20 protein-coding genes are annotated in these 26,847 nt (G+C 70.1%); 8 read left to right on the top strand and 12 right to left on the bottom strand.

From position 1 onward, the window contains the following. Nucleotides 1-4: 4 nt before the first annotated feature. Together casG and ACFSJG_RS19185 are read left to right on the top strand one after the other, a co-directional pair. On the top strand, nucleotides 5-1,663 hold the full coding sequence (gene casG / locus ACFSJG_RS19180) for a steroid-24-oyl-CoA synthetase (RefSeq protein WP_378486812.1): 1,659 nt from the start codon (nucleotides 5-7) through the stop codon (nucleotides 1,661-1,663). A gap of 64 nt (nucleotides 1,664-1,727) precedes the next feature. Then, on the top strand, nucleotides 1,728-3,470 hold the full coding sequence (locus ACFSJG_RS19185; protein ID WP_378486813.1) for an N-acyl-D-amino-acid deacylase family protein: 1,743 nt from the start codon (nucleotides 1,728-1,730) through the stop codon (nucleotides 3,468-3,470). Between the two features lie 127 nt (nucleotides 3,471-3,597). Here the strand turns inward: ACFSJG_RS19185 and ACFSJG_RS19190 are convergent, their stop codons facing one another. Continuing rightward, nucleotides 3,598-4,275 carry a TetR/AcrR family transcriptional regulator gene (locus tag ACFSJG_RS19190; RefSeq protein ID WP_378486814.1) on the bottom strand — a complete coding sequence of 226 codons (678 nt, stop codon included), beginning with the start codon at nucleotides 4,273-4,275 and terminating at the stop codon, nucleotides 3,598-3,600. Nucleotides 4,276-4,355: 80 nt separating this feature from the next. Between ACFSJG_RS19190 and ACFSJG_RS19195 the strand changes: the two genes are divergently transcribed. From ACFSJG_RS19195 to ACFSJG_RS19215, 5 genes are read left to right on the top strand one after another with little or no spacing between them, the layout of a single operon-like run. Then, a complete protein-coding gene (locus ACFSJG_RS19195; RefSeq protein WP_378486815.1) occupies nucleotides 4,356-5,480 on the top strand; it encodes a VOC family protein in 1,125 nt (374 codons plus the stop codon). After that, nucleotides 5,477-6,418, top strand: a complete 942-nt coding sequence (locus ACFSJG_RS19200; RefSeq protein WP_378486816.1) for a fumarylacetoacetate hydrolase family protein — start codon at nucleotides 5,477-5,479, stop codon at nucleotides 6,416-6,418. The genes ACFSJG_RS19195 and ACFSJG_RS19200 overlap by 4 nt, the downstream gene beginning before the upstream one ends. Next, nucleotides 6,415-8,310 (top strand): acyl-CoA synthetase, encoded by a 1,896-nt coding sequence (locus tag ACFSJG_RS19205; protein ID WP_378486817.1) that lies wholly within the window; start codon nucleotides 6,415-6,417, stop codon nucleotides 8,308-8,310. The genes ACFSJG_RS19200 and ACFSJG_RS19205 overlap by 4 nt, the downstream gene beginning before the upstream one ends. Then, nucleotides 8,307-9,851 carry a bifunctional 3-(3-hydroxy-phenyl)propionate/3-hydroxycinnamic acid hydroxylase MhpA gene (mhpA, locus tag ACFSJG_RS19210; protein ID WP_378486818.1) on the top strand — a complete coding sequence of 515 codons (1,545 nt, stop codon included), beginning with the start codon at nucleotides 8,307-8,309 and terminating at the stop codon, nucleotides 9,849-9,851. The genes ACFSJG_RS19205 and mhpA overlap by 4 nt, the downstream gene beginning before the upstream one ends. Nucleotides 9,852-9,895: 44 nt before the next feature. Continuing rightward, on the top strand, nucleotides 9,896-11,017 hold the full coding sequence (locus tag ACFSJG_RS19215) for an MBL fold metallo-hydrolase (protein ID WP_378486819.1): 1,122 nt from the start codon (nucleotides 9,896-9,898) through the stop codon (nucleotides 11,015-11,017). A gap of 24 nt (nucleotides 11,018-11,041) precedes the next feature. Here ACFSJG_RS19215 and ACFSJG_RS19220 read toward each other — a convergent pair whose 3' ends face one another. The 3 genes from ACFSJG_RS19220 to ACFSJG_RS19230 form a co-directional block, all read right to left on the bottom strand. Next, on the bottom strand, nucleotides 11,042-13,222 hold the full coding sequence (locus tag ACFSJG_RS19220; RefSeq protein WP_378486820.1) for a molybdopterin-dependent oxidoreductase: 2,181 nt from the start codon (nucleotides 13,220-13,222) through the stop codon (nucleotides 11,042-11,044). A gap of 51 nt (nucleotides 13,223-13,273) precedes the next feature. Beyond that, nucleotides 13,274-16,885 carry a chromosome segregation protein SMC gene (gene smc / locus ACFSJG_RS19225; protein ID WP_378486821.1) on the bottom strand — a complete coding sequence of 1,204 codons (3,612 nt, stop codon included), beginning with the start codon at nucleotides 16,883-16,885 and terminating at the stop codon, nucleotides 13,274-13,276. 93 nt (nucleotides 16,886-16,978) lie between these two features. After that, a complete protein-coding gene (locus tag ACFSJG_RS19230) occupies nucleotides 16,979-17,755 on the bottom strand; it encodes a VOC family protein (protein WP_378486822.1) in 777 nt (258 codons plus the stop codon). A gap of 150 nt (nucleotides 17,756-17,905) precedes the next feature. Between ACFSJG_RS19230 and ACFSJG_RS19235 the strand changes: the two genes are divergently transcribed. After that, nucleotides 17,906-19,489 (top strand): APC family permease, encoded by a 1,584-nt coding sequence (locus ACFSJG_RS19235; RefSeq protein WP_378486823.1) that lies wholly within the window; start codon nucleotides 17,906-17,908, stop codon nucleotides 19,487-19,489. Here ACFSJG_RS19235 and ACFSJG_RS19240 read toward each other — a convergent pair. The 8 genes from ACFSJG_RS19240 to ACFSJG_RS19275 form a co-directional block, all read right to left on the bottom strand. Then, nucleotides 19,486-19,941, bottom strand: coding sequence for a DUF350 domain-containing protein (locus tag ACFSJG_RS19240; RefSeq protein ID WP_378486824.1), 456 nt, complete (start codon nucleotides 19,939-19,941; stop codon nucleotides 19,486-19,488). The genes ACFSJG_RS19235 and ACFSJG_RS19240 overlap by 4 nt on opposite strands. A gap of 87 nt (nucleotides 19,942-20,028) precedes the next feature. Further along, nucleotides 20,029-21,195: a glutathionylspermidine synthase family protein gene (locus tag ACFSJG_RS19245; protein ID WP_378486825.1), complete on the bottom strand. Its 1,167-nt coding sequence runs from the start codon at nucleotides 21,193-21,195 to the stop codon at nucleotides 20,029-20,031. 1 nt (nucleotide 21,196) lies between these two features. Beyond that, a complete protein-coding gene (locus tag ACFSJG_RS19250) occupies nucleotides 21,197-21,697 on the bottom strand; it encodes a hypothetical protein (protein WP_378486880.1) in 501 nt (166 codons plus the stop codon). A gap of 186 nt (nucleotides 21,698-21,883) precedes the next feature. After that, nucleotides 21,884-22,186, bottom strand: coding sequence for an acylphosphatase (locus ACFSJG_RS19255; RefSeq protein ID WP_378486826.1), 303 nt, complete (start codon nucleotides 22,184-22,186; stop codon nucleotides 21,884-21,886). 6 nt (nucleotides 22,187-22,192) lie between these two features. Next, nucleotides 22,193-23,299, bottom strand: coding sequence for an SMP-30/gluconolactonase/LRE family protein (locus ACFSJG_RS19260; RefSeq protein WP_378486827.1), 1,107 nt, complete (start codon nucleotides 23,297-23,299; stop codon nucleotides 22,193-22,195). Between the two features lie 13 nt (nucleotides 23,300-23,312). After that, the gene (locus ACFSJG_RS19265; RefSeq protein WP_378486828.1) at nucleotides 23,313-23,756 is read right to left on the bottom strand and encodes an OsmC family protein; all 444 of its coding nucleotides are present in this window, start codon (nucleotides 23,754-23,756) and stop codon (nucleotides 23,313-23,315) included. A 48-nt stretch (nucleotides 23,757-23,804) separates the two neighbouring features. Further along, the gene (locus ACFSJG_RS19270; RefSeq protein ID WP_378486829.1) at nucleotides 23,805-24,485 is read right to left on the bottom strand and encodes a response regulator; all 681 of its coding nucleotides are present in this window, start codon (nucleotides 24,483-24,485) and stop codon (nucleotides 23,805-23,807) included. Continuing rightward, nucleotides 24,482-26,847, bottom strand: a 2,366-nt coding sequence (locus ACFSJG_RS19275; RefSeq protein ID WP_378486830.1) for a DUF4118 domain-containing protein, incomplete at its 5' end; no start/stop codon positions are given. The genes ACFSJG_RS19270 and ACFSJG_RS19275, both read right to left, overlap by 4 nt.

Here is a 26,847-nt window from a genome sequence, read left to right on the forward strand (position 1 = left end):
GACATTGACGAAATCGGTTGACCCACAGCAGTACATCGCGACCGTGATGGCCGGACTCACCGGCCCCGGCGGTCGATTCGAACTCCAACCCGAGGACGTGTTCGGTGCCCGGATGCCGGTGATGAAGAACCGGGACCGCTCACTCGGCGACGTCCTGGCCGCATCGCTGCCCTACGGCGACCGGGACTACCTCGTCACCGAGCACCGCCGGCTGAGCTACGCGGAGCACGGCGCCGCGGTGGCCGCCCTCGCCGCCGCGCTGTCCGAGCGGTACGGGATCCGCAAGGGCGACCGGGTTGCGATCCTCGCGGCGAACACCCCCGAATGGGTGATCGCCTTCTGGGCGGCGCAGGCGCTGGGCGCGATCGCGGTCGGGTTCAACGCGTGGTGGGTGCCGCGGGAGATCGAGTACGCCCTGGGCCACACCGAGCCCGCGGTCGTGATCGCCGACGCGAAGCGGGTCGCCCGGCTCGACGAACTCGGCGTCGACGTCCCCGTGATCGACATGGACGAGGACCTGCCGCGTCTGCTGATCGACTACTCGGGATCCGAACTGCCCACCACCCCGGTCGACGAGGACGACCCGGCGGTGATCCTCTTCACCAGCGGCACCAGCGGTCGACCCAAGGGGGTCGTGCACTCGCACCGGAACGTGTTGGCCGTCATCGACTACCACCGGTACAGCGACGCACTGTCGGCCGCGTTCACCGGAAGGCCGGCCGCCGACGGACCGAGCGATCTGCGGTACCTGATGACGTCCCCGCTGTTCCACATCGCGAGCCTGCACAACCTTGCCGTGCCGCGGCTGGCGACCGGCGGCGCGGTCGTCATCCACCAGGGTGCGTTCGACGTGGACCGGGTGCTGCGACTCGTCGAGCAGGAGCGGGTCACCAACTGGGGCGCCGTCCCGACGATGGTGAGCCGGCTTCTCGACCACGACGGACTCGACCGCTACGACCTGTCCTCGCTCACCGGATTCGCGCTCGCGTCGGCACCGTCCTCCCCCGCCTTCCAGCAGCGGGTACGCGACACCCTGCCGTTCGCCCGCGACGCCCTCGCCGACAGTTACGGCCTGACCGAGTGCAGCACCGCCGTCTCGGTGGCCACCCCGATGGATCTCGCGGCCTCGCCCGGCACCCTCGGTCGGCCGATCATCGGTGTCGCCGTGCAGGTTCGCGATCCGTTCGGGGAACCCGTCCCGGACGGCGTCGAGGGCGAGATCTGCGTCCGCAGCCCGTACGTGATGCTCGGCTACTGGAACGACGAGACGGCCACCGCGGCCGCGATCGACCCCGACCGCTGGCTGCGCACCGGCGACTTCGGCACTCTGGAGGGCGGCATGGTCCGGCTCACCGGACGCCGATCGGACCTGATCCTGCGCGGCGGCGAGAACGTGTACCCGGTGGAGATCGAGCAGGTCGTCGACGAGCATCCCGCGGTCGCGGAGTGCGCGGCCCTCGGGGTGGCCCACCCGGATCTCGGCCAGGAGGTCGCGGCGGTCGTGGTGCTTCGGCCCGGCGCGGCGGCGACCGAGGACGAACTACGCGACTTCGTGGCCGAGCGGCTCGCGTACTTCAAGGTCCCCACACGGTGGCGGTTCACCACGGACCCGTTGCCGCGCAATGCCACCGGCAAGACAGTCCGCACCGGGATCGACCTGTGACCGGCGCGCGGAAGCGGAACGCGCATTCCATGGTGAGGACCGGAACCACCGAAGGAGCAGAGTCGTGAACTTCGACGCCATCGTGAAGAACGGCCGTTGGTTCGACGGCACCGGGGCGAGGTCCGAGATTCGGCATCTCGGCCTGCGGGACGGCCGGGTCGTGGTCGTGTCCGCCGACCCACTCGACGAATCCGGCTGCGACCGAGTGATCGACGCGTCGGGCAAGTGGGTGATACCCGGCATACTCGACATCCACACCCACTACGACGTCGAGGCCATTCTCGCCCCCGGCCTGACCGAATCGGTGCGGCACGGCGTCACCACGATCTTCCTGGGGTCGTGCTCGCTGTCGGCAGTCCACGCCGAACCTGCCGACGCGGGAGACCTGTTCGGCCGGGTCGAGGCCATCCCACGGAAGTTCGTCGTCGACACCCTCACCACGTCGAAGACCTGGACCTCGGCCCACGAGTACGTCGAGGCACTCGAGGCACTGCCGTTGGGCCCGAACGTCGCGTCCTTCATCGGCCATTCGGACATCCGGGCGGCCCGGATGGGTCTGGACCGGGCGACCCGCGAGGACGTCGACCCGACTCCGGCGGAGCTGGCGTCGATGGAGGCCATGCTGGAGGAGGCGCTCGACGCCGGGTTCATCGGGATGTCCTCGCAGGAACTGCTGTTCGACAAGCTCGACGGCGAGATGTGCCGGTCCCGGACGCTGCCCTCGATGTACTCGACGCGGCAGGAACGGCGGCGACTCGGAGCGATCCTGCGCCGTCGTGGCCGCGCCCTGCAGGCCGGCCCAGACGTGGCGCGTCCGCAGAGCATGGTCGGGTTGGCCCTGAGCAGCCTCGGGCTCTTCCGCCGTCCGCTGAAGGTGAGCCTGTTGTCGGCGGCCGACGTCAAGGCGATACCGGCTGTCGCTCACGTCTTCCCCGCGATGGCGAAGGTGATCAACGGGCTCGGCGGCGACTTCCGCTGGCAGCACCTGCCGGTGCCGTTCGAGGTCTACTCGGACGGCATCGACCTGCCCGTGTTCGAGGAGTTCGGGTCGGGAGCGGCCGCACTGCACCTGTCGAACCAGATCGACGAGAGGCGGGCCCTCCTCGCCGACGAGGACTACCGCCGCTGGTTCCGCAAGGACTACGACAAGAAGTACGGGCCGAGGGTGTGGCACCGCGACTTCTTCGACGCCGAGATCGTCGAGTGCCCGGACGAGTCCGTGATCGGCAAGACCTTCGGTCAGGTCGGAGTGGACCGGGGCGGTGTGCATCCGGTGGACGCTTTCCTCGACCTCGTCGTCGAGTACGGCACGAAGGTGCGGTGGCGTACCACGATCTCGAACCATCGGCCCGAGGTTCTCGACAAGTTCGCATCCGATCCCGGTATCCAGCTGGGCTTCTCCGATGCGGGCGCGCACCTGCGCAACATGGCCTTCTACAACTTCGGTCTGCGGCTGCTGCGCCGGGTCCACGACGCCGAGCGGTCGGGCCGGCCGTTCATGTCGCTCGAGCACGCGGTCCACCGCCTCACCGGTGAGCTCGCCGACTGGTACGGCCTGGACGCCGGGCACCTGCGGGAGGGTGACCGAGCCGACCTGGTCGTCCTCGATCCCACTCATCTCGACGCCACGCTCGACGCGTATGCCGAGAGCCCGGTCGCCGAGTACGACAACCTCTCCCGCATGGTGAACCGCAACGACGACGCGGTGACCGCGGTGTTCGTGGGCGGCCAGTTCGTGTTCGGTGAGGGTGTCGCGGACCCCACGCTCGGCACCCGTCGCACCGGACGCTTCCTGAGGGCCGGATAACCCTCCTGCACAACGACATTCCGCCGCAGCCCGTACCGATCCCCGGTGCGGGCTGCGGCGTCTCGACGTTCGGGCGTGAACGCGGTGCGTTGCGACCCCAGCGATCGGCGACAGAGACGGTGCCCGCTCAGCCGTCCGCCGACGCGATGACGGAGCCGGCCGTGCCGTCGACGTCGGGAAGCGGGAGACCGCAGATCTCCGTGGCCTCGGACTCCGGGATGCCGAGCATGCAGAGGATGTCCACGGCGAAGACGTCGGCGGCGTCCCCGGCGTCACGGGTGGGATCGGCATCGAGCAGCGCGGCGACCGCGAGGACGCCGCCCGCGACGAGGGCCAGCGCGATTCGGGTGTCTGTCCTGCGGAAGCGGCCGACTCTGATACCCGCCTCGATGTCACGGAGCGCACGTGGGGCCAGTCCGTGGTCGGCGAGCGTGACGTCCAGACCGCGGTTCACCAGCACCCGCGTCAACTCCGGTTCCTTCCGGCACAGCCGCCCGGTCAGCCGCAGGCTCTGCGCGAACACCACGGCCGGATCCTCGTGATCGGACAGCAGGTCGAGGATGCCGCCGAAGCGTTCGAGCGCGTCGTCGACCGCGGCGCCGAACAACTCGTCCTTGTCGGTGAAGTGGTTGTAGAAGCTCCCCAGACCGACGTCCGCGAGCTGGGTGATCTCGAGAACCGGAATGTTCGTCCGGCCCTCCGCCAGCAGTTTCTGAGCGGCGAGCACCAGGGCGGCGCGAGTGCGGGCGCGTCGCGCATCGGTTCGGGTCGGTGTCGACACCGCGTCATCCTCCCACATCGTCATTTCTGAATGTTTCGTCAAAAACTCATTGACGAGACTCAGGTCACATGTGACGATTACGTCAGAAATGAGAGGAGGTGTACATGCACGACCCCCACAGCGGCATTCACAGCGAGGCCGGCGGACTGCCCGGCGAGCATCCGGGACGGATGCGCAACCCGGTGATCAAGGTCCGGGACCTGGCATGGCTCGAGTTCGAGAAGCCGGACCTGCGAGCGGCGGAGCGGTTCGCACACGCCTTCGGGTTCACCACGGCCACACGGACACCGGACGAGTTGCAGTTGCGCGGTACCGATCCCGGCGCGCCGTGCGTCCTCGTCCGAACCGGAACTCGGTCTCGGTTCCTCGGCCCGACGTTCCACGCGGCCGACACCGCGGACCTGGTCCGGCTCGCGGACGCCACCGGCACCCGGGTGCGGCCTCTCCCGGAATCCCTCGGCGGCACCTGCGTCGAACTGGCCGACCCGAGCGGCCTTCCGGTCCGGGTCGTCGCCGACACCCACGTCCTCGACGCGCTACCCGGACAACACGCGCTCCCGAACAATGTCGGCGGCGAGCTACGGCGCGTCAACGCCACCCAACGACCCCCACGGGCACCTGCTCTGGTGCAGCGCCTCGGTCACGTCGTCCTGCAGTCCACCCGATTCCGCCGGACCCTCGACTGGCACCTGGAGAACCTGGGCCTGATCGTCAGCGACTTCCTGTACTTCGACGGGCAGCGCCACCGCGGTCCCACGATGGCGTTCATCCGCTGCGACCAGGGTTCCGTGCCGTCGGATCACCACACCCTGGCGATGACGCTCGGTCCGGCGAACCGGTACGTGCACTCCGCGTTCCAGGTGGCGGACCTGGATGCGATCGCGGCAGGCGGCGAGTACCTCCTCGGCGAGGGGTACCGGCGGTCCTGGGGCATCGGCAGGCACGTCCAGGGAAGTCAGATCTTCGACTACTGGCGCGATCCCGACGGTTTCCTGGTCGAGCACTTCAGTGACGGCGACTTGTTCGACAACACCCTCGAACCGGGATGGGCGCCGATGACCGCGTCCGGCCTGGCGCAATGGGGTCCGCCCGCCACCAAGGACTTCCTCGGCATCGCTCGCGGCAGGGAGTCGATCACCGAAGTCCGATCCATGTTCCATTCCCTGCGCGAGGACAACGAGTGGGATCTCGATCGCCTCCGCGGACTGATGAAAGTAGCTGCAACGTGAGCATTTCCGTCCTTCGCACCGCCGACGCCTGGTGGGCGCTGACCGCCGACGGCACCGCTGTCCGCATCGACACGGCAGCCGGCACCACCGCCGAACTGCTCGCCGACCGTGCCGCCGTCGAGGCTGCGGCCGCGTCGGCAGGCACCACGGCGGTCTCCGACCTCGACCTGGTCGCACCCGTCACCACGCCGTGCCGCGTGGTCGCGCAGATGACGAACTACGTCAGCCATGTCACCGAATCCGGACTGGACCCGGAAACGATTCCGCTGACGTTCTTCCGGAAGGCATCCGGCTCGATCAACGGGCCGCACGCGGACATCGTCCGGCCCGCACACGTGCGGTTCCTGGACTACGAGGTCGAACTCGGGCTGGTGATGGGTCGCGCCCTCGAGGTCGGCGACGAGGTCACCGCCGACAACTGGACGGATTTCGTGGCCGGAATGGTGATCACCAACGACGTCTCCGCCCGCGACGTCCAGCTCCCGAAAACCCAGTTCTACGAGGCGAAGTCGTATCCGACGTTCACGCCCACCGGACCGGTGCTGGTACTTCTGGACGGCTCCGAGCTGGAACGCTTCCGGGAACTGCGGCTGCGTCTGACGGTCAACGGCGAGGTCCGCCAGGACAACACGGGTGCCGACATGATCTACACGCCCGCGCAGGCATTGGCGGCGCTCGCGCGGTTCCAGCGGCTCGCCCCCGGCGACCTCGTCCTCACCGGCACTCCCGGAGGCACCGCGTTGAAGGCGCCGCCGCGCGTGGTCGAGAAGATCGGCGCCCTGCTGCCCCCGGCCGTGAAGTGGAAGGCGTTCTTCAAGTCCCAGGCGAAGAACCCCCACTACCTCCAGGAGGGCGACGTCGTCGAGATCACCATCGAGACGCCCGACGGCAAGATCGACCTCGGCCGGCAGCGCACCACCGTGAGGCATGCGCGATGACCGTCGACACTCACGACGCAGTCTGCTGGCCCGCCTCCTTCGACCACCCGGGCGACCTTGCGACAGTGGAACGAACGCCGCTGTCCGAGCGCGGCCTCCCGGACACCACCTACGACGCACTGGCCCGCGCCGGGAGCCTCTGGCCCGACCGGACTGCCGTTACCGTACTCCCCGACGCCGAGCGCTGGCAGTCACCCGTCCGCCGCACCTACCTCGACCTGCTCACCGACGTGCACCGGTATGCCAACGCGCTGCACGCGCTCGGTGTCCGGCGCGGCGACGTCGTCGCGATCATGTCCCCGAACTGCGACGACCTGATCACCGTGACGCTCGCCGCGGAGTTGGCGGGCATCGCGATGCCGGTCAACGGGGCGCTGGCGGCCGGTCACATCCGGCAACTCCTCGACCGGGCGGCGACCCGGGTCCTGGTCGCCGCTGCACCCGCGCTGGACCCGGCGGGCTGGGAGCAGGTCCGTGCGCTCGCCGATACGGGGGCTGTCGACACCGTGCTCCTGCTCGCCCCGACCGGTGAGACGGTCGACACCGCACCGGAACTGGGCGGCGTGACGGTCCACCGGTTCGCCGAGCTCGCCGCCGGGTGCGACGGCGAAAGCTTCGTCGGCGACCTGCCGACCGCAGACGATCTGGCGGCCCTGTTCCACACCGGCGGCACCACCGGCGCACCCAAGCTCGCCGCACACACCCATCGCAACGAGATCGTCGACGCCTGGTCGGTCGCCGCCGCGTCGGAACTGGGCGAGGACACGACGATCTTCGCCGCGTTGCCGCTGTTCCACGTCAACGCGCTCGTGGTGACACTGCTCGCCCCGACGCTGCGCGGTCAGCACGCGGTGTGGGCAGGTCCGCTCGGGTACCGCGACCTGCACCTCTACGGCTGCTTCTGGAAGCTCGTGGAGCACTACGCGATCACCACCATGAGCGCGGTGCCCACCGTGTACGGCGTCCTGGCGAACGTCGCCGTCGACGCCGACATCTCCTCGCTGCGGATGGCCGTCGTCGGCGCGTCGATGCTGCCGCCCGCGGTGCGCCGCTCGTTCGAGGAGCACACCGGGGTCACGCTGCTCGAGGGGTACGGCCTGACGGAGGCGACGTGCGCCAGTGCGAGAAGCTATCTCGCACATCCCCGTCCCGGGTCGGTCGGGCAGCGCCTCCCGTACCAGCGGATCAAGGCGGTCCGGATCGACGAGGACGGAACCTGGACCGACCTGCCCACCGGCGAATCGGGAGTCCTCGCGATCAGCGGGCCGGCGGTGTTTCCGGGATACGCCGTCGACCGCGACCACGACGGCGGTCTCGTCCTCGACGGGCTGGGCAAGCTGGTGGACGGCTGGCTCGACACCGGCGACCTCGGCTCGGTCGACGCCGACGGCTTCGTGCACCTCACCGGCCGCGCCAAGGACCTCATCATCCGCGGCGGCCACAACATCGACCCGGCGCAGGTCGAGGACGCGCTGCTGTCACATCCCGCCGTCACGGGTGCGGCGGCGGTCGGCATGCCCGACATCCATTCCGGCGAGGTTCCGGTCGCCTACGTCACCGTCGGAACCGCGACGGACGAGAGCGACCTGATCGTGTGGGCGAGAGAGCACGTCGCCGAGCCGGCCGCCGCCCCCAGGTCCGTCCACGTCGTCGACGTGCTCCCGATGACCGCGGTCGGCAAGCCGTACAAACTGACGTTGCGGGCCGACGCTGCCCGGCGTGCCGCGATCGCGGCCCTCGAGGACGCCGACGTCGCCGGTGTCGAGGTGTCGACCGAGGTGGAGGACGGGACCGTGGTGGTCACCGTTGCCACCACGCCCGGAACCGACGGCGCCGCGATCGGTTCCGTTCTCGACACCTTCGCCCTGACCTGGCGGCTGGTGCCGCGGTGACGGCGGCGCCCGTCGACGTGATCGTGGTCGGGGCGGGGCCGACGGGAGTCACCGCCGCCGCGCTGCTCGCGCAGTACGGTGTGCGGTGCCTGGTCCTCGACCGCTGGACCGAGGTCTACCCGCTCGCCCGTGCCGTCCACCTGGACGACGAGGTCCACCGGATCCTCGGCAGGCTCGGGCTGGCCGAAGCATTCGCGGCGATCTCCCGGCCGGCGCTCGGACTCCGACTGCTCGACCGTGACCACGTCGTGCTCGCGGAGTTCGCCCGGGACCGCCTCGTCGGCGTCCACGGGTACCCGCAGGCGAACATGTTCGACCAGCCTGCACTGGAGGGGTTGCTCCGCGAGCACCTCACCTCGCTGCCCACGGTCACCTTCCGTGGGGACGTCGAGGTGACCGCGGTCGACCAGATCGCCCACGATCGGGTGCGGGTCACCTTCGAGCACCGGACGACCGGCGCGGTCGACACGGTCGAGGCCGCGTTCGTGCTCGGCTGCGACGGCGCGAACAGCCTGGTGCGCAGAAGCATCGGGGCAACGATGCGTGACCTCGGGTTCGAGCAGCGGTGGCTCGTGGTCGACATGGAGACCGACCGCGAATTCGGGGCGTGGGACGGCGTGCACCAGGTCTGCGACACACACCGCGCCGCGACCTACATGCGCATCGGGGACCGGCGGCACCGCTGGGAGTTCCGCCTCCTCGACGGTGAGAGCGCGACGTACTTCGAGAGTGTCGACGCGCTCGCCCCGCTGCTCGAACCGTGGACGGGCGACGTTCCGGCGGAAGACCTGGTGCTGCACCGCATCACCGACTACACATTCCGCGCACAGCTCGCCGACCGGTGGCGGGATCGCCGCGTCTTCCTGCTCGGCGACGCCGCGCACTTGACCCCGCCGTTCATCGGACAAGGTATGGGTGCGGGGCTCCGGGATGCGCTGAACCTGTCGTGGAAGGTGGCGGGTGTGCTCGCGGGCGACCTCGACGAGTCCTGGCTGGACTCCTACGAGACCGAACGCCGTCCACACGCGAAAAGCCTGATCACCCTGGCTGTCTGGATGGGACGGGCGATGACCGGCGGCGGTCACGGCGGCGATCTCGCGCGCAGGGTGATCGCGCCCTGCCTGCACCGGGTGCCGGGATTCGGCGCCAAGGTCACCGACAGCACGACGCCTCCGCTGCACGGCCGGACGGTCGCACTGGACGGTCGTGCCGGACTCGCAGGCACCCAGTGCCCCAACGTCCGACTGGGCCCGTCCGCCGACGCCACCCGATTCGACTGCGGTCCGTCCGTCTCACGGTTCACGCTCGTGACTGCTGCACCGGTCAGCCAGCACACGCGGTCGATCGTCGTGCAACGCGGCGGTGTCGTCGTGGACGTCGCACCGGGTGAGCCGCTGCACGACTGGCTGACCACGGGTAAGGCCCGTGCCGCACTCGTTCGCCCCGACGGCGCGGTGTCGGCGGCAGGCCGGTCACCGACCGAGCTGGCCTACCGGATGCCGTCGTTCCGCTCCGAATTCGTCCGGCACGGCACCCGATGACAACCAACCCCATGCCCAGGACCACCACCCACACAGGAGAACCATTGCACCGCAACACCACACGCCGAAACGGCGTCTACCTGGCCACCGCCGTGGCGGCCGCCGTGCTGCTGGCGACCGGCAGCAGCGGCATCGGATCGGCGCAGTCCGTCGACCTCGGCTCCGGTTCCGCATCCGGCTCCGGGGAACAGATCGTCACGAGCCCCGCGATCGGTCCTCTCGTCGACTCCGCCATTCGACAGCAACTCACCGGATCACAACCGGACCCGTCATTCGCTGCGGACGACGGCCGCGTCCGGGTGCTGACGTGCGGCACCGGAAGCCCCGAACTGAGCGAGGCCTCCCAGGCGTGCACGATGGTCGCCGCGGGCGGCCGAATGCTCCTCTTCGACGTCGGCGAGGGCGCCACCCGATCCCTCAACAGTTCGAAGGTCGATCTCGCGAACATCGACCACGTGTTCCTCACGCACTTCCACTCCGACCACGTCAACGGCCTCGGGTCCTTCGTCAACCAGCGCTGGAACTGGGGTGCCACGACACCGTTGCAGGTCGTCGGTCCCCCCGGGGTGGATCAGGTGGTGGACGGCCTGAACAGCGCCTACGCCCTCGACATCGGCTACCGCACCGCGGACATGGCCGGACTCGCCGACGAGGTCGCCGCTGCCACGGCGACACCGGTGCCCGCACCGATCCCGGCCGGCGAGTCCTCGGTACGCGTGTACGACGACGGCGGAGTGACCGTCGACGCACTCGCCGTCGCCCACGAACCGGTCGAACCGGCGTACGGCTACGTGGTGACCTACCGGGACAAGAAGGTCTTCATCAGCGGCGACACGATGGTCACGCCGAAGACCCTCCCCGCCATGCAGGATGCCGACCTGGTCGTCCACGAGGCCTACGCGACCCACATGGTCGAACGGGCGGTCCCGATCATGCGCGAGCTCGGACTCGACGCCGACGTCGCCGAACGCACCGGCCACTACCACGCCGACACCGTCGCACTTGCCGAACAGGCCCAGCAGGCCGGCGTGGACCACCTGGTGCTGACCCACCTGATCCCCTACGCGGACACCGCGATCGAGCGGCAGCTGTTCGTCGCCGGCATGAGCGACAGGTTCGACGGCGAGATCACCGTCGCGCAGGACGGCAGCCTCTTCGTGCTGTGACGGACGGCGGTGTCCCCGGGCCGCTCAGGCCGGGGACACCGTCACCGGGACCCCGTTGAACACCGCGTTGCCGGACGGCACGTCGACGGTCGAGTCGTCGGTGAGGACGTTGGCGTTCACACCGGCATGCGCGGACGCCACCGATTGCGCACCACCGGCGTGTCCCCAGCCGTGCGGGAGGCTGACGACGCCCGGCATGATCGTGTCCGTCGGCTCGACCGGCACGATCAGCTCTCCCGCAGCGGATTTCACGACCGCGTTTTCGCCCAGCCCGAGCCGGTCCACGTCGGCCGGGTTGACGTGCAGGGTGCACGTGTTCGACCCACCCACCAGTGTCGACACGTTGTGCATCCAGCTGTTGTTGGACCGCAGCTGCCTGCGTCCGATCAGCACGACATCCGGCCTGGTGTTCGCGAGGTGCAGTCGCAGCCGGGCGACGTCGTCGATCAGCTGCGGTGGCGCCAGGTCGACGGCACCCGATTCGGTGCGGATCAGGTCGCCGAGTTGCGGCTGCAACGGTCCCAGGTCGATGCCGTGCGGGTTGTCCAGCAGTGTCTGCAGGCTCAGCGTGCCGCCGTTCCACTCCCCGTACGGGCCGAGTCGGAGCATCATGTCCAGCCGCAGTTCGGCGCCCGTCTCACCGCGGAGGTCGGCGCGCAGTCCGCCCACGTCCCGTCCCTGGACCGGTGAGCCCTCGGTGCCGACGGCCTGCTGCAGCGCCTGCCCGATGATCAGCTCGTCGAGCAGCGCGGGATCGCCCGACTGCCCGCTCGCGATCATCGCGAGACGCGCGAGGATCTCCGCCTCCGACGGCCGGCCGGCCGATGCCACCGCGGGTGGCGAGTAGCGGGCGTAGTTGCGCACCGAGAACCCCAGCAACGCGAAGTCGTAGTGCGGGGACTGCATCGTCCGCGGCGGCGGCAACACGACGTGCGCGTGTCGCGTCGTCTCGTTCAGGTAACGGTCCACGCTCACCATGAAGTCGAGCTGCGGCAGGGCCGCGTCGATCCGGGCGCCGCTCGGCGCGGAAAGGACCGGGTTGCCCGCGACGGTCACCAGTCCCCTGACCTGCCCCTCCCCCGGAGCCTCGATCTCGTCCGCCAGGGTCGCCACCGGAAGCTCGCCGTTGGCCTCCGGCAGGTTTCGGACGCGGCTGCGCCAGCGCCCGGTGCGGTAGGGCTTGCCACGGCGGATCCGGCCGATGGCAGGGGTGGCGAACATGACGCCTCCCGGCCGGTCGAGGTTGCCGGTGAGCACGTTGACCACGTCGACGAGCCACTGTGCGAGCGTGCCGAATTCGGCTGTGCAGGTGCCGATACGGGCGTAGACGGCGGCGGTGGGCGCCGCGGCGAGCTCGCGGGCGATCCGCACGACGGAGTCCGCCGGGACCCCGGTCTGCAGCTCGGCCACCGCCGGGTCGAACAGCGTCGCGACGGTGCGCAGTTCGTCGAGCCCGTGCACCGGCACCCGAATGTCGGTGAGTTCCTCGGCGAACAGGGTGTGCACGATCGCGAACAGCAGGAACGGGTCGGTGCCGGGTCGGACGAAGATGTGCTCGTCCGCACGATCGGCGGTGCGGGTCCTGCGGGGATCGACGACGACGACCTTGCCGCCGCGCGCCCGGATGGCCTTCAGACGTCCTGGGAAATCGGGTGCGGTGCAGAGCGATCCGTTCGACTCGAGCGGGTTTGCGCCCAGCATGAGCAGATAGTCGGTGCGGTCGAGGTCGGGTACCGGGATGGCGAGCGGGTCGCCGAACATCAGCCCCGCGGACACGTGCTTCGGCATCTGGTCGGCCGTGCTCGCGGAGAAGAAGTTGCGGGTCCCCAGCGCTCGGTGCACGGCGGGCAGGTAGAGACCGCCGGCGACGGTGTGCGCGTTCGGGTTTCCCGCGTACATCGCGAGGGCGGAACGGCCGTACCGCTCGACCACCCCGCCGAGACCCGCCGCGACCGCGTCGAACGCCTCCTCCCAGGTCGCCTCCCGCCACGTCGTGCCGGTGCGGATCAGCGGCGCGTCGAGCAGGTCCGCGTCGGCGTCCAGGTTGCCGAGGCTCGCCCCCTTCGGGCAGAGGAACCCGCGGCTGAACGGATCGTCGCGGTCCCCGCGGACGGACACCACCCGGTCCCGGTCGTCGAGTTCGAGTTGCAGTCCGCAGACCGCCTCACAGAGCGGGCAGGTGCGCAGCACGGTGCGATTCGCCATGCCCCATTCTGTGTCCCGGCACCGGCCGGTGTCACGGATTCGACGGTCCGGCTACTCCGCGACAGGCGTCGGCGTCGCCAGGTTCTGACCGCGCAGCCGCTGCGAGATCACCTGGGTGATGCCGTCGCCCCGCATGCTGACGCCGTACAGGGCGTCGGCGATCTCCATCGTCGGCTTCTGGTGGGTGATGACGATGAGCTGCGATTTCTCGCGCAGCTGCTCGAACAGGCCGATGAGCCGGCGCAGGTTGGTGTCGTCGAGAGCGGCCTCGACCTCGTCCATCACGTAGAACGGGGACGGCCGGGCGCGGAAGATCGCCACCAGCATCGCCACCGCCGTCAGGGACTTCTCACCGCCGGAGAGCAGGGAGAGCCGCTTGACCTTCTTGCCCGGCGGCCTGGCCTCGACCTCGATGCCCGTGGTGAGCATGTCGGACGGGTCGGTGAGGACCAGACGCCCCTCGCCGCCCGGGAACAGCTTCGAGAAGACCCCGACGAACTCGCGTTCCACGTCCTGCCACGCCTCGGTGAACACCTGCAGGATGCGGGCGTCGACGTCGGCCACGACACCGAGGAGGTCCTTGCGCGCGTTCTTGACGTCCTCGAGCTGGGTGGACAGGAAGTTGTAGCGCTCCTCGAGCGCCGCGAACTCCTCCAGCGCGAGCGGGTTGACCTTGCCGAGCGTCGCGAGGTCCTTCTCGGCACGCTTGGCCCGCCGCTCCTGCGTCGTGCGGTCGTACGGCATCGGCGCCGGCGCGGACACCTGATCGCCCCGTTCGCGGGCCTGCTCGTACTCGGCGATCTCCAGCGCAGACGGCGGCAGCGGCACGTCGGGCCCGTACTCGGCAACCAGATCGTCGAGCGCGATGCCGTGCTGTTCCAGGATCGCCGCCTCGAGCTGCTCGATGCGGGTCGCGGCCTGCGCGCGGGCGACCTCGTCGCGGTGCACGGCGTCGGTCAGCGACGCGAGCTGCCCCGAGTACTGGCGGACCCGTTCCTTCACGGCCTCAACCTGCTGGGTCCGTTCGGCGCGCTGGCGGGTGAGTTCGTCGCGGTGCGCGAGCGCGGCGGCGACGACGGTGTCGAGGCGGGCCGCGACCTTCGCGCCCGATTCGGCGACGGCGGCGGCGACGGCGGCGGCATTCTTGCGGGCCGCGAGCGCGCGTTCGGCGCGGGCGCGGGCCTCACGCTCGGCATGGGCGGCGCGCCGCAGGGAGTCTGCCTTGCCGCGCACCGATTCGGCGCGTTCCTCGGCGGTGCGCAGCGTCAGGCGGGACTCGACCTCGACGGCGCGGGCCTCGGCGAGGGCTGCGGCCGCAGCCTCCCGCTCGGCGGAGTCGGTTCCGGAGTCGACGCCGACACCTGTCTGCTCCTGCTGGGCGAGTGCGAGACGCTCCTCGAGATCGCGGAGGGCGGTGATCGACTCCTCACGGCCGGACTCGGCTGCGCTGCGCTGGGCGGCGAGGCGGTCGGATTCGGCGTGCGCGGCGCGGGCGACCTGACCGAGGCGCCCGAGCTGCTCGTAGATCGCGGACATCGCGGCGTCCGACTCGTGCAGAGCGGCGAGGGCGTGCTCAGCCGTCTCTGCGCGGTCTTCCCGCTCGGCGAGCGCGCCGGAGAGGGCGGCGGCGAGGTCCTCGGAGCGGCGCTCGGCGGCGGCCAGCTCGACAGTCGACTGCTCGATCGCGGACTGGACCTCCAGCGTGGACGGCTTGCGGTCGGAGCCACCGATCACCCAGCCTGCACCCGCCAGGTCTCCGGACCGCGTCACCGCACGCCACTGCGGTTGGGCGGCAACGACTTCCGCGGCGGTCGCGAGGTCGTCGACGACCGCGACCGTCCCGAGGAGCGCAACGAGCGCACCGCGCAGCGAGTCGGGGACGGTGATCACGTCCAGCGCGGGGCGCGCTCCGGAAGGCAGCGACTGCGCGCCCGGGGCACCCGCGACCGGGGCGCCTGCGACGACGACCGCGGCGCGGCCGGCGTCGGCCTCGCCGAGCGCCGCCACTGCGGCGTGTGCGGCGGCCATGGACTCCGCCGCGATCGCCTCGGCGGCGGGGCCGAGGGCGGCGGCGATGGCGGCTTCGAATCCGGCGGTGACGCTCACCCGGCTCGCGAGTGGGCCGGACAGCCCGTCGCCGGTGCGGTGCTCGAGGAGCCAGCCGGCACCGTCCTTCTGCTGCAGGCCGATGGCGAGGGCGTCGATCCGGGCCCGCAGGGACGCGACGTCCTGCCCGGCGGTGCGCTCGGCGTCCTGCAGTTCCGTGACGCGGGCCTTCGCGGCGTCCAGCGCGACGACCGATCGCTCGTGATGGGAGTCGAGTCCGAGCTCGCCTGCGTCGAGTTCGTCGATCTTCTCCTGCACCGATTCGAACTCGGCCTGGGCGGCATCGCCCCGGGCCCGGGCGTCGTCGATCGCGAGGGTCAACCGGGCGACCTCGGCGTCGACGGAATCGGCGCGGGTCCGCAGCGTGTCGACCTGGCCGGACAGTCGGGCGAGGCCCTCGCGACGGTCCGCGACGGCCCGGACCGCGGCGAGATGGGCACGTTCCGCGGCGGACGCGGCCTCCTCGTACTCCGCCAACTGCTCCTTCGCGGCGTCGAGGGTCGCGCGCGCGATCTCGACCGACTCCTGGAGCTCGAGTTCCTCGGCGGCAACGCGGTCGGCCTGCGCCTCCATCTGATCCGGATCCTGGCCGCGCTGCGCGACCGGATCGCTGTCGAGGTGACGGGCCCGCTCGGTCGCGATCCGAACGGTCGCGCCCACACGCTCGGCGAGCGCGGAGAGCCGGAACCACGTCTGACCGGCGGCCTCCGCACCCGGATTGAGCCGGGCGAGGGCCTGCTCGTGGGCGCCGAGTTCGGCGGTCGCCGCCTCCAACTCGGCCTGCACGTGCTCCTGCTGCGCACGGATGACGGCTTCGTTCTCGGCCTGGGTGGCGAGTTCGGCCCGCTTCGTCACCAGATCGTCCGCGGCCAGCCGCAGGCGGGCGTCGCGGAGATCGGCCTGCACCGTCGCCGCCCGGCGCGCCACCTCGGCCTGCCTGCCCAGCGGCTTGAGCTGGCGTCGCAGCTCGGTCGTCAGGTCCGTGAGGCGGGCCAGGTTCGCCTGCATCGAGTCGAGCTTGCGGACCGCCTTTTCCTTGCGTTTGCGGTGCTTGAGAACGCCGGCGGCCTCTTCGATGAACGCCCTGCGGTCCTCGGGGCGCGACTCGAGGATCGCGGAGAGTCGACCCTGTCCGACGATCACGTGCATCTCGCGGCCGATGCCGGAGTCGGACAGCAGTTCCTGCACGTCCATGAGCCGGCAGGACGCCCCGTTGATCTCGTACTCGCCTGCGCCGTCGCGGAACATCCGCCGCGTGATGGACACCTCGGAGTACTCGATCGGCAGTGCGCCGTCGGAGTTGTCGATGGTGAGCGTCACCTCGGCGCGACCGAGGGCGGCGCGCCCGGCGGTGCCGGCGAAGATGACGTCCTCCATCTTGCCGCCACGCAGGGCCTTCGCGCCCTGTTCGCCCATGACCCAGGTCAGCGCGTCGAGGATGTTGGACTTGCCGGACCCGTTGGGTCCGACGACGCAGGTGATGCCGGGCTCGAACCGCAGAGTCGTCGACGACGCGAAGGACTTGAATCCCTTCAGCGTCAGACTCTTGAGGTGCACAGACGATGAGGTTACGGCACCGCGCCGACTGTTTCGGTCATCCGACGGGCCGAGGAGGCCGATTCACCGGAAGACCCACGCCGCGATGTGCCGTCAGTCCCCCGCGCCCGGAAGGGGTGCGCCGACGGTGAACGTCGCGCCGAACGGATCGGTGATCTCGGCGGTGCGTCCGTACTGCATGTCGGTCGCATCGGTGGCGGTACCACCGGCCGACCGCGCCGCCGCGACAGCCGCGTCCGCGTCGGTCACCTGGAACAACGTGCCCCAGGCGGGGGCCGCGGCAGTCGGGTCCCCGATGATGCCGCCGACCTCGTGGCCGTCGGGGCGACGCAGGAAGGTGAAGTCGACGCCGGGCATCTCGTCCTCGCCGTCGAGGGTGAACCCGAAGACGGTCGAGTAGAAGGTGCGGGCGGCGACGGCGTCGGTCGTCACGAGATCGTTCCGCAGCAGGGTGCCCGGTTCGTTGACGAGCTCGCAGCCGACGTGCGCCGCGCCCTGCCACAGCCCGAACTGGGCGCCCGAGGGATCCCGCAGGATCGACATCGAGCCCTGGTCGGCGATCTGCATCGGTTCGACCAGCGACTCCGCGCCCAGTGCTCGGCAGCGAGCGTCGGTGTCGTCGACAGCGTCGGTGGCGAGGTACACGTTCCACCAGTAGGCGGTCGACGTCGCCGCGTCGACGGGCATCAGGGCCGCGACCTTCTTCCCTCGGAGCAGGCACATCGTGTAGCGGCCGAACTCCTCGGGTCCGACGTCGAACTCCCACCCGAAGACCGTGCCGTAGAAGGACATCGCCAGATCCAGGTCGGGGATGCCGAGGTCGATCCACGTGGGGGTGCCGAGCGGCTGGTTGGTGGTGACTGCGCTCATCGCTGCTCCTCGAACGGTGCGGATGCGGTCGTCCCTCCCGACTCTGCCACCTCACGGACGGAAGCACACCCCGGCGACCCGCCGGGCCGGTGGCGAAACACACCTCGCACCGATTCCGGAACTGCGAGGACGGTGCACTACATTGCCCCAGTGATCGAGAACGTGACCGGCGCGAACGTGGCTTCGCGCGCGAGTGGACCTGCGGCTCCGCCCGCGAAGGGGCTGGCGAGGAACGCCCTGACGCTGACGTCGAGTGTCGTGATCGGCGTCGCGTCCGCCGGGCCGGCCTACAGCATCGCCGCGACCCTCGGGCTGGTGGTCGCGGCTGTCGGACTGCAGGCACCCGCGATCGCACTCCTCGCGTTCGTCCCGATCCTGTTCGCCGCGTTCGGATACCAGCAGCTGAACAAGGCCGACCCGGACTGCGGCACGACCTTCGTGTGGGCGACCCGCGCCTTCGGTCCGACCTGGGGCTGGATGTCCGGCTGGGCCATCGTGGTCGCGGACGTGCTCGTGATGGCGAGCATGGCGCAGGTCGCAGGTCAGTACACGTTCCTGCTGTTCGGGGCCGACGGGATCGGCGACGACCCGACGCACGTCGCCGTCCTCGCGCTCGGTGTGGCGTTCATGTTGGTGATGACGTGGCTGTGCTTCCGTGGCATCGAACTGTCGGCGCGCATCCAGTCCGTGCTGCTGACGGTCGAGTTCGTGGCGCTCGTCGTGTTCGCCGTCGTCGCCCTGGTCCGAGTGTGGCTGGGCACCGCAGGCGAGGCCGCGCTGAGCCCGCAGTGGAGCTGGTTCAACCCGTTCGAGATCGGGTCCTTCTCCACCTTCGTGAACGCGATGCTGCTGATGGTGTTCATCTACTGGGGTTGGGACTCGGTCGTCTCGGTCAACGAGGAGACCGTCGACGAGCGCCGCACACCAGGCCGGTCCGCGATCATCTCGACCGTCGTACTGGTCTCGCTCTACGTCCTCGTGACGGTGGCCGCGCAGTCGTTCGCCGGTGTCTCCGAGGACGGCAACGGCCTTGCCAACCCCGAGCACTTCGACGACTTCTTCGCGGCACTGGGGACCGCGGTCTTCGGCGAGGGCGCGCTCGGTCAGGTCCTGGTGCACGTGCTGCTGCTGATGATCCTCACCTCGGCGATCGCGTCGACCCAGACGACGATCCTGCCGACCGCCCGGACCACCCTGTCCATGGGCGTGTTCCGCGCACTGCCCGCCGCGTTCGCGAACGTGCACCCGCGGTTCCGGACGCCGACGGTGTCCACCCTCGCGATGGGCGGCGTGTCTGCACTGATCTACATCGTGTTCAACTTCCTCGCCGCGGGCGACCTGATCTACGACTCGGTCGCCGCGATCGGCATCGCCGTCGGCTTCTACTACGGCATGACCGGAATCGCGTGCACGTGGCTGTACCGCCGCACCCTGCGGGAGAACGCGCAGACGTGGTGGCTGCGCGGAGCCCTGCCTCTCACCGGCGGGTTGATGCTGCTGTTCGCAGCCGGATGGACGGCCGTCACCTCGTTCGACCCCGAGTACGGCGAGACGTACTGGACGCTGCCGTTCGCGCCGCACTGGCAGGTCGGTGGCGTGTTCGTCCTCGGTGTCGGGTCGATGCTGCTCGGTTACCCTCTGATGTGGTGGTGCCGGCGCCGGGAGCCCGCGTTCTTCGACGGTGAGGTCGTCGAACGCAGGCTGCCCGAGCCGGCCGACGCGGACGTTTCCTAGAGAATCGCGACGGCCACGACCAGGCCGAGAGCGAGGTGCGCGGCAGCGACGACCAGCACCTCGGGGGTGAACTTCTCCCGGGCCAGCACGTCACCGATCTCGATCGCGCTGACGAGTTCGATCAGGCGGACGGAGATCACCTGGGCGGCGATGCCGACGAGACCGAACACGGCGCTGTAGATCAGACCCTCGACGAGCTTGCCGGACGAGGCGTAGATCGCCAGGACGACGATCAGCGCCATGCTGACCATGCCGGACGCCGTGACGACGGCGGCGTTCGGCCGTCCCTCCCGGACCAGGGTGCGCAGCTTTCCGGGTGTGGTCCAGTCGATGGCGAAGAAGCCGAGCACCATCAGGGCGAGGCCGAGGATCGCGTACAGCACGATCGCGGACACACCGCGGCCGAGGGTGGACCAGTAGTCGCTGGCGAGGGCTACGACCTCAGTGGTCATGGATCTTGCTCCGTTCGTTCGAGATCGGGTGTGTGTCCCGCGTGCGCCGGAACGCCGCACGGGCCGGAGATGTCCGGGTGTTCGGGATCAGGGCTGGGGAATGCGATGCGGGACGAAGGCGGCGCCGTTGTCGGTGACGAGGCCTGCGGTCTCGCGAATACCGAGACCGGCGGCCTCGTCCCCGACGATCCAGGCGCCGAGAGCCGGCCGCATGCCGTCGAATTCGGGCAGCGGGTCGAGGAGCTGGTACACGTACCCCTCCTCGCCGTAGATGCCGCCCGTTGCGGTGTCCATGCCCGCGCCGACGATGGAGACGTTCGCGCCCTCGCGTCCGAGCTTCGGCTTGCGGACGTACTCGGTCAGCTCGTGGGGGTCGTCGATGTACGCCGGGAGCAGATTGGGATGGCCGGGGTACATCTCCCACAGCACGGCGAGAATCGCCTTGTTGCTCAGGATCGCCTTCCAGAGAGGTTCGATCCACAGTGTCTCGGGGAGCAGTTCGACTGCGCGCCTGCCGAAGTCGTCGTCGAGGACCCACTCCCAGGGGTACAGCTTGAACAAGGAGGAGATGGGCCCCTCCTCCAGGTCGACGAACCGGTGCAGATCGGTGTCGAACCCGATCTCCTCGACGGCGAGGGCGACGGTGTCGAGTCCGGCTTCGGCAGCACATTCCTGCATGTAGGCGACGGTGACGTTGTCCTCGCCGGAGAGGTCGGCGCTCGACCAGGACAGGTGCAGCTCGCTGCTGGGCAGCTGGGACCGGATGTGAGCCCAGCGTTCGACGAGTTTCTCGTGCAGCGAGTTCCACTGGTCGTCGCCGGAGTGGGTGTCGGTCAGCCAGTGCCACTGGAGGATCGACGCCTCGAGCAGGGTGGTCGGCGTGTCGGCGTTGTACTCGAGAAGTTTCGCGGGCCGCCGGGCGTCGTACCGCAGGTCGAAGCGGCCGTAGACGTGCGGGTCGCCCCGCTGCCACGACCGGGCGATCGGCTCCCACGTCCACTCCGGCAGACCGAAGTCCCGGTAGCGCTCGGTGAGGACGACGTGTTCGACCGCGTTGAGGCACATCGAGTGCAGGAGTTCGACGTCTGCCTCGAGTGCGAGGATTTCGTCCATGTCGAACTCGTAGTGCACGGACTCGTCCCAGTAGGGCCGGTCGCTGCCGTCCGCGAGGCGGGCCGGGGTGCCGAAGATCATGCCCTGGCTCGCGACGATCTGTTCCCAGTCGGGGCGGGGGCTCTGCCTCACTCGCTTCATCTCAGGACCCCGTGCTTCCGGAGATCTTGCTGCCGAAGCCGCCCCGCTGGATGGTGGTGCCCGACTTGGTCGTGATGGTCGCGCCCTTCGGGGTGACCACGGTGCCGCCCGACACCTTCGTGCCGACCGCCCCGGTGTTGCCGCCGTAGTAGTAGCGGTACGACGAGCCGGCATAGATGAACATGCCGCCGCCGCTGGGCGAGCCCGTGGTGCAGTACGAGTCGTCGACCACGACCTCGGTTTCCGGGTCGATGCAGGTGGCCTGCACCTCGTCGGACGAGAGCGCTGCGTAGCCGAGCGCGACCAGCCCGACGACGCCGACGACCGCGACGGTGCCGATCATCGCCTTGCGCCGGGTCCGTCGCCTCGCCTCGTCCTTCTCGGCCTGTTCGGCGGCCAGGCGGGCCTGTTCCTCCCGAGCACGGCGCGCCTTGTCGCGGGCGCGGGCCTCGGCGACAGTGGGCTGACGCGGCGTGGTCTCGCCGGGCTCCTGGCGGCGGATCCGCCCGGGCCGCACGGCACCCGAACCGGGATCGTTCCCTCCGGCCGTACCCGGGTGCTGCTCTTCGGGCCCCATCGAACCCACCCCCTCATGTGTCGACATCGGACCAGACGATAGGTGACCGCACGGCGTGCCGTACCAGCCACCCCCGTCGCTCGCGCGGGCCGGGACGGCGAATCGCGACCGTCAGCGTTCGACGAACCCGACCAACCCGCCCGTGGCGTCCGACCAGCTTTCGACGACCACGTCGACGGAACCCGGTGTCGTGCCGGATCCGAGCAGGGCCAGCAGACTCTCGCAGTCGGGGCGAGGCCCCTCGGCGATCACGAGCACCCGCCCGTCGGGCCGGTTGGTGGCATGCCCGACGAGACCGAGTTCGAGTGCGCGCGAACGAGTCCACCACCGGAAGCCCACACCCTGCACCCGGCCGTGCACCCAGGCGGTGAGGCGGACCCGCCCGGTACCGCCGGAGTGTTCTCGCTCGGTCACCCGACCTCAGTTCCCGGGCGGGGTGAGACGGTGCACCGTCCCGTCGAAACTCGTCGTGTACAACGCCGTCGGATCCCAACCGGCGCCGGCTCCGAATCGAACCGACGACGTCATCGGAAGGTCGGTCGCGATCTCGCAGCTGTCACCCGTGGACGGGTCGATCCGGACGACCTTGCCCGCCCCGTTCAACGCGATGTACACCAGTCCGTCCGCGTCGACGGCCAGGTCGTCACCCGCGTTGGCGGCTCCGCCACCCGGGAGCGTGAGGGTGGTGACCTCGCCGGTCAGGTCGCCGGCGTCGAGGACGTGGACCTCGGTGGAGCGGTCGACGGTGTTCCCGACGTATACCTTGTCGGAGGCGATGAAAAGCCCGTTGGCGGAACCGATGTCGGTACGCACCGTGGCGGCGGCGGCCGGGTCCGAGGCCGGGATCCGGGTGAGCCCGGGGGCGTCGCCGAAGGCGTGGGTGACGAGCAGGTCGCCATTGTCGAGCAGACCCAGACCGTTGGGCATGCTCAGCCCCTCGGTGAGTGTGGTGCGGTTCCCGCCGTCGCGGTCCACCGCGTCGACCGTGCCGTTGGCACTCCCCCACAGTCCGGCCATCACGTTGTTGCCCGTGGTGAACACCACGCGATCGCCGTCGACGACGATGCCGCCGGGCGACTGCACCTCGGAGACGAGGGTGCCCTCCGCACCCGACGGAGTCAGTGTCCGGATCGCACCGTCCCCGAACGGGATCGACTCCGACAGCAGCATGGTGCCGTCACCGTCGAACGCGAGGTTCTCGAGAACGCCGAAGCCCTCTGCCACCGTGGTGATGGTCCACGGCACGCACGCGGGCGCTGCGACCGGCGTCGCCTCGGCCGACGTTGTCGGCGTCACGGACTCGACCACCGGGGCGGGACTGCCGAGCGCCGGAAGATCTGCGGACAGCGGGACCAGCGGATCCACCGTCGGCATCGGCATCGGCTCCACCGGCGGCTTCGGCGGGCTGACGACCGGAGAGAGCGGCAGGGGCGACGGCACCGGAACGGACTGTGCGGCCGCAAGTGGCGTCCCGGCAACCACGCCGAGGAGCACCGCGCCGACCATTGCAACGCGGGACAGAGTCATGGCGCCTATCAGATCACGAATCGGTTTCGATCGAAAGCCGAACGACGGTGCCGCTTTTGAGGGTGCGTCCGACGGTGCACACCTTGTCGATCGACTTCTCGACCACGGTGAGCAGCCGCTGCTGCGCCTCCGGGTCGAGTTCGCTGAGGTCGAGCTCCATCACTTCCTCCAGCAGCGGGTACACCTCGTTCTCGCGATCCGCCGCGCCCGAAACCCGCACCGTGACGTCGTAGTTGTCACCGAGCCGCCGCGAGAGCGGGACGTCCGAGGCCATACCCGAGCAGGCCGCCAACGCGATCTTGAGGAGCTCACCCGGAGTGAACACGCCCGGGACCGACTCGGACCCGACGAGCACCTCGGCGCCGCGGGAGCTGCGCCCGGTGTAGCGGCGGGTGCCGGTTCGCTCGACCCACAGTTCGGTCGCGGCAGGAGTGGTCTCGGGGGTCTGGTCAGCCATGGCGTCCATCCTGCCACCCGGCGCGGACCACCCCCGCCCCACCCGCTGTCATTCCTGGAAGCGGTACCCCATGCCCGGTTCGGTGATCAGGTGCCGAGGCGACGAGGGGTCGTCCTCCAGCTTCCGGCGCAGCTGTGCGAGATAGACCCGCAGATAGTGCGTTTCGGTGGCGTAGGCCGGGCCCCACACTTCCCGGAGCAACTCCTTCTGGCCGACGAGCTTGCCGCGGTTGCGCACCAGCATCTCGAGCATGCCCCACTCGGTGGGCGTGAGGTGCACCTCGGCGCCGGCCTTGACGACCTTCTTCGCGGCCAGGTCGACCGTGAACGAATCCGTCGTCACCACGGGAATGTCGGTGTCGGCGGGCACGGCGCCGCGCCGGACCGCCGCCCGCAGCCGGGCCAGGAACTCGTCCATCCCGAAGGGCTTGGTGACGTAGTCGTCGGCGCCCGCGTCGAGCGCCTCGACCTTGTCCACGGAATCCGTGCGGGCGGACAGGACGATCACGGGCGCGGAGGTCCAGCCACGCAATCCGGCGAGCACCTCGATGCCGTCCATGTCCGGCAGCCCGAGATCGAGGACGACCACGTCCGGCTTCCGTTCGGCCGCGGCACGCAGCGCGGCGGCGCCGTTGTGGGCGGTGATCACCTCGTATCCGCGCACACTGAGGTTGATCCGCAGCGCGCGCAGGATCTGCGGCTCGTCGTCGATCACCAGCACGCGGGTCACGCGTCCTCCTCCCGAGGTCCGATTCCGGCCAGTTCCACGACCATTGTCAACCCACCGCCCGGTGTCTCGGTCGCCGACACCGATCCGCCCATCGCCTCGACGAACCCTCGGGCGACGGACAATCCGAGCCCGACACCCGTGGTGGTGTCGCGGTCCCCGAGACGTTGGAACGAGTCGAACATCCGGTCCTCGGCGTCGCGGCGCACGCCGGGACCGCTGTCCGCCACCGTGATCAGGACCCGGTCCCCGGCGGACGCGGCCGCTACCCGCACCGGCGAGTCCGGGGCGTAGCGGAGGGCGTTGTCGACGAGGTTCGCGATGACCCGCTCGAGGAGACCGCCGTCGGCGAGAACGGCCTGCGCACCCACGTCGACGCGGATCCGATCCGACGCTCCGGTGGTGCCGCCGATCCCGACCAGCGCCCGGTGCACGACCTCGTCGAGGTAGACGGGCCGCAACTCGGGCCGGACCACCCCGGCCGCCAGCCGCGACGAGTCCAGCAGGTTGCCGACCAGACTCGTCAACTGGTCGGTGGACTCCTCGACGGTGGCGAGCAGTTCCGCGGTGTCCTCCGGCGAGAACTCGATGTCCTCGCTCCGCAGACTCGACACGGCCGCCTTCACTGCGGCGAGCGGAGTACGCAGGTCGTGGCTGACCGCCGACAGCAGTGCGCGGCGCAGCCGGTCGGCCTCCGCGAGGGCCTTCGCCTCGTTGGCCTCACGGGCCAACTGTTCCTGACGGATCAGTCCGACGGCCTGGTTCGCGACGGCGGTCAGCACCCGGCGGTCGCGGGCGGCGACCTCCGGACCACGAAGTGCCAGCGCGTACTCCCCGTCACCGACCTCGCAGAGGGTGTCGGCCTCGTCGAGACCCCTCGGTGGATGGTCGCCCACCCCGCTGAGTGCTCCCTCGCCGCGCTGCAAAAGCGCCACCGACCGCTGCCCGTACGTCTCCCGCACCTTCTCCAAGAGCGTGGTGAGGTCGGCGCCGCGCAGCACCGCACCGGCGAACAGTGCGAGCAGTTCAGCCTCCTGCGACGCCCGGCGGGCCTCCACCGCGCCACGGGCGGCGGTGTCGACGAGCCCGGCGACAGCCACCGCGATGATGAGCAACACAACCGTGGTGATGAAGTTGTCCGGCTCGGCGACCGTGAGACTGCGGACCGGCGGCGTGAAGAAGTAGTTCAACAGCAGGCCGGAGATCAACGCGGACAGGGCCGCCGGCACCACACCTCCGAGCAGTGCAACCGCGAGCACCACCACGAAGAACAGCGCGCTTTCCCCTCCGACGTCCCACCGCGAGTTGATCGCGCCCATCAACAGGGCGGCGGCACTCGGGACGAGCAGCGCGGCCGCCCAGGACAGCGCCCGTTTCGGCCGGGACCCGGACGGGAACCAGCGTCGCTGACGCGCGGTCTCGTCGTGCGTGACCATGTGCACGTCGATGCCGCCGGAGCGCTGGACGACGGTGGCACCGATCCCCTGATCGAGGATCCGCGCCCAGCGCGATCGTCGCGACGTCCCGAGGACCAACTGGGTCGCGTTCGACGACCGCGCGAAGTCGAGCAGTGTGGCCGGGACGTCGTCCCCGACAACGCTGTGCAGGCTGGCCCCGACGCTCGCCGCGAGCTTGCGTACCTTCCCCATGTCCGCCGCGGACACACCGGCGAGACCGTCGCCCCGGACCACGTGCACCACCATGAGATCCGCCGACGCCCGCGAGGCGATGCGCCGCGCCCGGCGGATCAGCGTCTCGGATTCCGGCCCGCCCGTGACGGCGACCACGACCCGCTCCCGCGCCTCCCACGTGTCGGTGATCGCGTTCTCGGCACGGTATTTCGCGAGCGCGGCGTCCACCTGGTCGGCCAGCCACAGCAGGGCGATCTCCCGCAGCGCGGTGAGGTTGCCGCGGCGGAAGTAGTTGCTGAGCGCGGCGTCGACCTTCTCGGCCGCGTACACGTTGCCCTGGGAGAGCCTGCGCCGCAGGTCCTCCGGGGTGAGGTCGACGAGTTCGATCTGGGTGGCCGCACGGACCACCTCGTCCGGGACGGTCTCGAGCTGCGCAACACCGGTGATCCGATGCACGACGTCGTTCAGCGACTCCAGGTGCTGAACGTTCAGCGTGGTGAGCACGTCGATGCCCGCGTCGAGCAGCACGGCCACGTCCTGCCAGCGCTTCTCGTTCCGGCTGCCCGGTGCATTGGTGTGCGCCAGCTCGTCGACGAGCACCAGGCCGGGACGGCGGCGGAGCACCGCGTCGACGTCGAGCTCCGCCATCCGTGTGCCCCGGTACTCGACGACGAGCGGCGGCACGATCTCGAGATCACCGATCTGCGCGGCCGTGGCCGCGGGGCCGGGGGGTT

Origin of the sequence: Rhodococcus gannanensis (assembly GCF_042681175.1) — a bacterium.
GTDB classification, from domain to species: domain Bacteria; phylum Actinomycetota; class Actinomycetes; order Mycobacteriales; family Mycobacteriaceae; genus Rhodococcus_G; species Rhodococcus_G gannanensis.